This window comes from Aeromonas molluscorum 848 (assembly GCF_000388115.1).
GTDB lineage: Bacteria > Pseudomonadota > Gammaproteobacteria > Enterobacterales > Aeromonadaceae > Aeromonas > Aeromonas molluscorum.
The window spans coordinates 23,446-30,376 of the sequence record NZ_AQGQ01000027.1; the positions used below are offsets into that span (position 1 = coordinate 23,446).

7 protein-coding genes are annotated in these 6,931 nt (G+C 58.1%); 3 read left to right on the forward strand and 4 right to left on the reverse strand.

Features of this window, described 5'->3' with window-relative positions; translation table 11 throughout:
• Positions 1-25: 25 nt before the first annotated feature.
• Positions 26-1,165, reverse strand: coding sequence for a 3-phenylpropionate MFS transporter (locus G113_RS06390; RefSeq protein ID WP_005896745.1), 1,140 nt, complete (start codon positions 1,163-1,165; stop codon positions 26-28).
• Between the two features lie 321 nt (positions 1,166-1,486).
• Positions 1,487-3,634 (reverse strand): TonB-dependent hemoglobin/transferrin/lactoferrin family receptor, encoded by a 2,148-nt coding sequence (locus G113_RS06395; RefSeq protein ID WP_005896748.1) that lies wholly within the window; start codon positions 3,632-3,634, stop codon positions 1,487-1,489.
• Positions 3,635-3,780: 146 nt separating this feature from the next.
• Here G113_RS06395 and G113_RS06400 point away from each other — a divergent pair, with 146 nt between their 5' ends.
• The 3 genes from G113_RS06400 (at position 3,781) to G113_RS06410 (ending at position 5,798) form a co-directional block, all read left to right on the forward strand.
• Positions 3,781-4,752, forward strand: a complete 972-nt coding sequence (locus G113_RS06400) for a ChaN family lipoprotein (RefSeq protein ID WP_005896751.1) — start codon at positions 3,781-3,783, stop codon at positions 4,750-4,752.
• Between the two features lie 114 nt (positions 4,753-4,866).
• Positions 4,867-5,391 (forward strand): cysteine hydrolase family protein, encoded by a 525-nt coding sequence (locus G113_RS06405; RefSeq protein WP_005896754.1) that lies wholly within the window; start codon positions 4,867-4,869, stop codon positions 5,389-5,391.
• A complete protein-coding gene (locus G113_RS06410) occupies positions 5,391-5,798 on the forward strand; it encodes a hypothetical protein (protein WP_005896757.1) in 408 nt (135 codons plus the stop codon). The genes G113_RS06405 and G113_RS06410 overlap by 1 nt, the downstream gene beginning before the upstream one ends.
• Before the next feature lie 66 nt (positions 5,799-5,864).
• On the opposite strand, the gene hutZ is transcribed toward G113_RS06410, so the two are convergent.
• Together hutZ and hutX are read right to left on the reverse strand one after the other, a co-directional pair.
• Entirely contained in the window at positions 5,865-6,419 is a 555-nt protein-coding gene (gene hutZ / locus G113_RS06415; RefSeq protein WP_005896760.1) for a heme utilization protein HutZ, read from the reverse strand.
• Entirely contained in the window at positions 6,416-6,928 is a 513-nt protein-coding gene (hutX, locus tag G113_RS06420; RefSeq protein WP_051106568.1) for a heme utilization cystosolic carrier protein HutX, read from the reverse strand. Before hutX ends, hutZ begins: the two co-directional genes overlap by 4 nt.
• Positions 6,929-6,931: the final 3 nt, after the last annotated feature.

Below are 6,931 nucleotides of genomic sequence, written 5' to 3' on the forward strand. Positions count from 1 at the left end.
TCGGCCCCTTGTAACAAAACTCAAGTCAGGCGGACGATGGATGCTCTGGCTTGAGGCGCAAGACAAAGACCGGCAGCACCACTAGGGCCATGATGAAGAAGATGCCGCCGCCCAGAGGCTCAAACAGCAGGCCAGAGAGTGTCATCAGCGCCGCCACCGTGATCCCGAGAGAGAGCGCGGCATAGAGCGCCTGGGTGGGGATCAGCTGCTCGGGTGCCAACCCCCGGGTCATGAAGCGGACGGCCCCAAGGTGGCTGATGCAAAAAGTCACCCCATGCAACAACTGGGCAAACAGCAACACACCAAACTCGGTGGTTGCCCCGAGCAGACCCCAGCGCAGCAGACAACCAATGGCACCAATCAGGAACAGACGCTGGGCGCCAAACCGGCTGAAATAGCGCTTGTCGGCGGCGAACATGGCTATCTCGGCCACCACTCCCAGGGCCCATAAATAACCTATGGTAGTGCCGCTGTAGCCGGCTGCTTTCCAGTGAATGGCGCTAAAGCCGTAATAGGCGGCATGACTGCCCTGCAATAGCGCAGTCACCAGCAAGAAGCGGCGCACCGCGGCGCTCTTGAGGGTATCACGCAGGGAAGCGTGGGCTCGCTCCCCTTTTACATCCTGCGGGGCTGGCCTGAGTGGCAACCAGCTGAGCAGCAGCATGAGCCCCAAGCCCAGCACCATGATGTGCAGCACCCACTGGCTGCCCCAGTCGGTGATGAGCGCCCCGACCAGGGTCGAAGCCAGGATGAAGGCCGCCGAGCCGCAGAGTCGCACTTTGCCATAATCGAGTTGAGTCTGCAGCACCATGCGGGTGGCCAGCGCCTCCCCCATGGGCATCAGGGTCGGATAGATGAAGTTGGCTACCAGGGTCAATGCCACCAGCCACCATAACTGGTGGCTGAGATAGAAACCAAGGAAGGCGAGCAGGGAGAGCAGACAGAGCAGCCGGGTGACCGGCAGCAGCTGGGCCGCCCCCTTGATACGTCCCATCACCATCAAGTTGCCCGCGAAACGGATCGCCATGCCTGCACCGAGCAGCATGCCGATAGCCTCGGCACTGACCCCTATCCCCTCCAGCCAGAGCGACCAGAACGGCAAATAGGCGCCATAGACAAAATAGAAGGCGCCAAAAAACAGGGCTAACCAGGAGAACGCAGGCATAGGACCTCACAGGGCCGGATCGGGACGCAGATGATAACCCATTTCCCGGGCAGGATCCCGAGCGACCCCGCCCGGATAATCATGAAAAATATCAATAAAATTGAACTATTGGTAAAAGGCCGCTGTCTATTGAGTAACACACCTCTCCTGGTTAGTGTTGCAATCCTTCTACCCGCCTCTGGCGGGTTTCTTTTTTGGCCCATTGGCTGAGGAAGATGCCGGGGGCAGCGCCTCAATAACACCAGCTGACAGGGCACTCTTGGCAAGCACCCATAAAAAGAGGGGCCGCAGCCCCTCTTTTCATCTGCATATATCCGGCTATCAGAAGATGTACTTGACCCTGGCGCTCAGGTTGCGGCCCGGCTCCGTCATGTACTGGGTATCGGTGCCGGCAGCCTGGCCCGCCACCCTCTCGTAGCTGACATACTCTTTGTCGAACAGGTTGAAGACGCCGACGTTGAGTTGCAGATCGGTCAGCGGTTTGAACTGGGCATAGAGATCCACCACGCCCCAGCCTGCACTCTGGATGTTGTCATTGCCACGGGAGTCCTTGCTGACCTTGTTCATGTCATCGGCAAAGCGCAGCGCGGTATTGATGTTCCAATTTGGCTGTTCGAGGCGGACCCCCACTGAACCGTTGAGGGGGCTCAGGCTATTGATGTAGTTGCCTTCGCCATCTTCGCCATCGATATAAGCCAGGTTACCCCAGACATTGACCAGATCATTGAGCCAGTAGTCGGCCTTGGCTTCGACCCCCTTGGTGGTAGCTTCATCCAGGTTCTGATACTGATAGAGTGCGGTCCGACCGGAAGTACCGATGGATTGCAGCTCGATGAAGTCTTCAAACTTGTTGTAGAAGGCGGTCACTTCATAGCTGAAGCCCCCCTGGCTGCCACGCACCCCTGCATCTATGCCGTCACTGCTCTCGGACTTCAGATTGGGATTGGGTTCGATGCGATAGCCGTAAGCCTGGTGATTCAGGGTAGAGAAGGCACTGTCATACATAGGCGCCTTGAAGCCATGGCTGTATTGGGCAAACAGATTTGCCAGTTCGTGCGCCTTGTACACCAGGCCCAGTTTCGGGGAGAACTCGCCCTCGGAAATGGTCTTGAGATTATCTCCGGTATAGGCAGGATCATCAGCCGGTTTCATATGGTAATACTCGTAGCGGGCCCCCGGGGTCAGTACCCAACGATCGCCAAACTTGATCTCGTCAAAGGCCCAGAGGGCGGCACGCTGGCTGGTGGTCGAGGGGAAGCTCAACTCGCTGTAAGCGTCAAAATCTCCGGGCACGGTCGGATTCTTGATGCGAGTCCGCTCGTTATCCGTATGCTCGTACTCCAGGCCCCAGGCCAGTCGCTGGCTGGCGAGGGCCTTGCTGAACTGCACCTGGGCGCCCAGACTCTCCTGCTCGAAGCCATTGTGATCGAGCGAGTTCTTGGTCACATAAGGGTTGCGCGGATTGACCGGGTACTTGGAGGAGGCGTACTGATCCAGGGTCTGCTTGGTACGGGCGTAGTAGAGTTTGCTATCGATACGATCCGCCCAGTTGGCCCCGAGGGCAATGCCGTGATCCAGCACCACTGAGAGATTATCCGTCTCTTTGTCGGTGATGGGCTGATTGAAGACGCTCGCGGTCTTGGAGAGATCGAGTGAGTCTGGGTCCTGATTCTCGCTGAGGTAGTCGACGGTCAGCTTGAGGTATTGATCCTCATCGATATCCCATTGGCTCTTGAGCAGCACGGCATGGGTGCCGATATCGAAGTCTGTCTTGGTGGAATCGTAATTTTGAGTCACGCCGCTATCGCGCCAGGTGTAACGGATCAGGCTCTCGACATCCCCGCTGCGCAATGCACCGGTAAAACCCAGCATGCGTTGATGGCTATCGGACGCATAACCACTGGTCGCATCCAGGTAGTGATCCTTGCTGCCAAGGAAATCGCTGGCATCCTTGGTGGTGATGGCGATGACACCGCCCAGGGCGTCGGAACCATAGGCGGCAGAGGCGGGGCCCTTGGCAACCTCTACCTGCTTGATCATGTCGGTATCGAAATAACTCTGGCCAACCCCCCCCTTGCTGTAGGCATCATTCTGGCGCACCCCGTCCACCACGACCTTGACCCGGTTTTCACCCATACCACGTATGATGAAGGTCTGGGCGCTGCCCACGCCGCCAACCGCCTTGACGCCCGGTTCATAACGGAATAGATCAGCCGCATTGGTGACCATCTGCTCTTCTATCTCGGTCGCGGTGATGACGCTGACCGAACTGGCGACATCTTCCAGTTTCTGCGGCATGCGCGAGGCACTGACCACGACCACCTCGTCGGCGTTGTGCTTGGCAGTCTGGTTCTGGGCGGCGTGAAGCGGGGAAGTGAGTGCTGTCATGACCGCAATTGCGATCAAAGAGGGGGGGTTGGTATAAGCCACTGCATGTCCTTTATTGAGAATAATTATCAACACGAGCATCTTAGCCAACCATCGATAAAGATCAATGGTAATCGTTATCATTTTTATTTGGATGGGGTTTACACTAGCAACCCTTTACTCGACTGTGACCGCGCACCAGCCAACCCGGCGAAGCGGTATCACCCAACCTCTGAATGCGAGAAATCATGTTGCGAATTATTGCCTTCGGCACACTATCCCTGCTACTCAGCGCCTGTACAAACCACTCGACCAGCCCCCATCACCGGGCAGCCGCGACCCTGTATGACTATCGACTTGACGATGGTGCTGGCTCGGCAATCACCCTGACCCAGGCACTGGATAAGGTGCAGGACGCCGATATTGTGCTCGTCGGGGAACTGCACACCCATCCGGCACTGCATCTGCTGGAAACCGAGTTTCTGGCGGGCTTGCAACTGCGCGCTCAAGGCGATGGCCGCGCCCTGGTGCTCTCCATGGAACAGTTCAGTCGAGGCTCCCAACCCACCTTAGATGCCTATCTGGCTGGCCGGATTGGGGAAGCCAAACTGATCCGCGATAGCGATGCCTGGCCCAACTATGCGAGCGACTACCGCCCCCTGGTTGAGTTTGCCAAGTCGCAACGGCTCACGGTGCTCGCCGCCAATGCACCCAAGCCCCTGATCAGCTGCATAGGTCAGGAGGGGGCCGCGTGGATGTCATCCCTGGCCCCCATCCACCGCCGTCAGTTGGCCCGGGAACTAACCCTGGAAGATGATCCCTATCGCCGCAAGTTCATGGCCTCCATGCACCATGGCGATGCCGATACCAATAGCCGCCGCTTCGCCGCCCAGACCGGCTGGGATGACACCATGGCCGAAACCATGGTGGACTACCTCAGAGCCCATCCGGGCAGGCGCATCATGCACATTGCCGGCAATTTCCATGTAGAGGGCGGATTGGGTCTTGCCAGTCGCATTGCCAGTCGAAATCCGGCACTCAAGATCGCGCTGGTGGTTCCCTATAGCGGCGCCAGTCAGGTTGCTGGACGCCAGCCCGAAGTGGGCGTCAACATAGAAGCTTTACCCAAACGCTGGCAAAGCGAGGGGGAAATGAAGCAAGATATGGGCGCACTGCATCAATCCCGGCAACGGGACTGCAACCAGTGGTTACAGCCCTGACAAGGGCACCAGGCCCGAGGGTAGATCAGAGCAAGATGACGGGGCACCAGGATCTCTGGTGCCCTCCAACACAGCCGAGATGGGGGACTCCCCCAGCCTCTTTGAGGAGTGCATATGGACGTGTTATTGGTTATCGATGTGCAACAAGGGCTGTTTGATCACCCGCGCCATGAGGACACACAGGTGTTCTCCAATATCAATCGCCTGACCGACGGTGTGCGTCAGGGCGGTGGCCGAGTCATCTATGTGCAACATGACGAACCGGGCGGTGAACTCCATCCTGGCAGTCCGGCTTGGCAGATCCATGCAGCCCTCTCCCCAAGACCCACGGACAGCCGGGTACGCAAGGCCGCCTGTGACAGCTTTCTCGACACCGAGCTCGGCTTCCTGCTGGCGGAGCAGAGCGTGGACAGATTGATATTGTGTGGCTGCGCGACCGACTTCTGTGTCGATACCACAGTGCGCAGCGCCGCCTCCCACGGCTTCGATGTCACCGTGGCCCAAGATGCCCATACCACAGCCGACCGGGCTCACCTGAAGGCCGATGCCATCATCAAGCACCATAACTGGATGTGGGAAAACCTGGCCCTGCCGGGAGACCGTCTCGTCCTGGTTCAACCCACCGAACAGATTATTTGATGAAATTTTCCGTGCGCCCCTACCCAGCTCTGCTAATCGTCATGCTGCCGGGCCTGGTTGCCTGTGGCTTTACTCAGCCATCGGATCAGCCTCCTCCTCTGTTCAGCACTCATATCAATGAGGAGGGCAGCAAACGCTTCCTGTTCGAAGCGGCACCGCTGGAGACATTGCCCACCCGGCTGCAGGATGACGATGGTAGCAAGTTGCAGCGCCAGCAGAGCCTGCTCGAACGGCGCACCGCCCTGCAGGATACCCAGCTCCAACAAACGCTGGAGGAGCGGGGCTACTGCCATCAGGGCTTCATAGTGCTGAGCCAGACCTCCTGGCGCATCAGGGGCGAATGCAATGAGACTGCCAATGACAGGGATCGCCAGGCCTTCCCCAACCGGGTTGACTGGCAGGGTTGATGAAGGTTGAAATACCCGATATAAAAACGGACAGCCAAGGCTGCCGTTTTTATATCGCAGCGGCGCTTAAAGTACCTGGTCGGTGCTGGCGATCTCTTCGCCGCTATCGAGGCGCTTGTGGCCCTCGACCAGATGAACCACATCTATCAGCTCATCACTCGAGACCTGGAATGCCTGGCCGAACCCTTTGACGAACAGACCTTGCTGAGGCTTGAGGCAAAACAGCTTGAAGTCTTCCAATCTGGACAGACCGGCAATGATCTCGCCGAAACGCTCCTGCAGGGCAGTCAACGCGACTTGCCAGCGATCATCGTCCCGCGCCACCACCTCGGCACTGGCATCGAAGGTGAGGCGTTTGCGAGCAAACAGCTCACGAGCACCGCTTTCATCTTCAATCAACATCAGTGAGACCTGAGGCACCTGTTGCAAGTTACGGGCATGACGCGCTATCTCGGAGATAAGCACGTAGTAACCATCGGATTGCAGTACAAAGGGGGCATAGCTGGCATTGGGTCGGCCCTCGCTGTCGACCGTTGCCAACTGCAGGGTGCGGCAAGCGTCACGAAACTCACGGATTTCCGGCTGCAACCGATTCTGAAGACGCTCCTGACGTTCACTCATGCTTTGACTTCCTCTTGATGCTGATGGCGTAGGGCCATGAAACGCTCGACTTGGGCGGGGAGCAGCTGGCGCTTCTCATCCCGCCCCAGATAGACCTTGAAGATGCAGCGGCCAGTGTGGCCAAAGAACTGGAAGGAGTGACCCTCCTTGCCCATGAACAGCTTGCTGACCAGGGCCACGTGCATGACGTTGTCGAGTTTGAGATGGCCGTGCATCTCGCCATCACGCCCCATCAGGTTGTAATAACCCCGGGCATTCTTACCCTTGGGGAAAGGCGCCTTCACTTCGAAGATGGATCCCTCAGATTCCACAATGGTGGTCACCTGCCCCCAATCGGCCAGATCCGCCAGCAGCCCCTCGGCTTGCTCCCCCGCCACTAGCGTCACGAGCTCGGCTGGCAGATGGCGAACCACTTCCCATTCACTGACTGCCAGCTGGCTCGCTATGCTCGATGGGTGAGCGCCGGGATCCTGTTCCAGCAGTTCATGAATGCGCAGTGCAATGCTCATCTG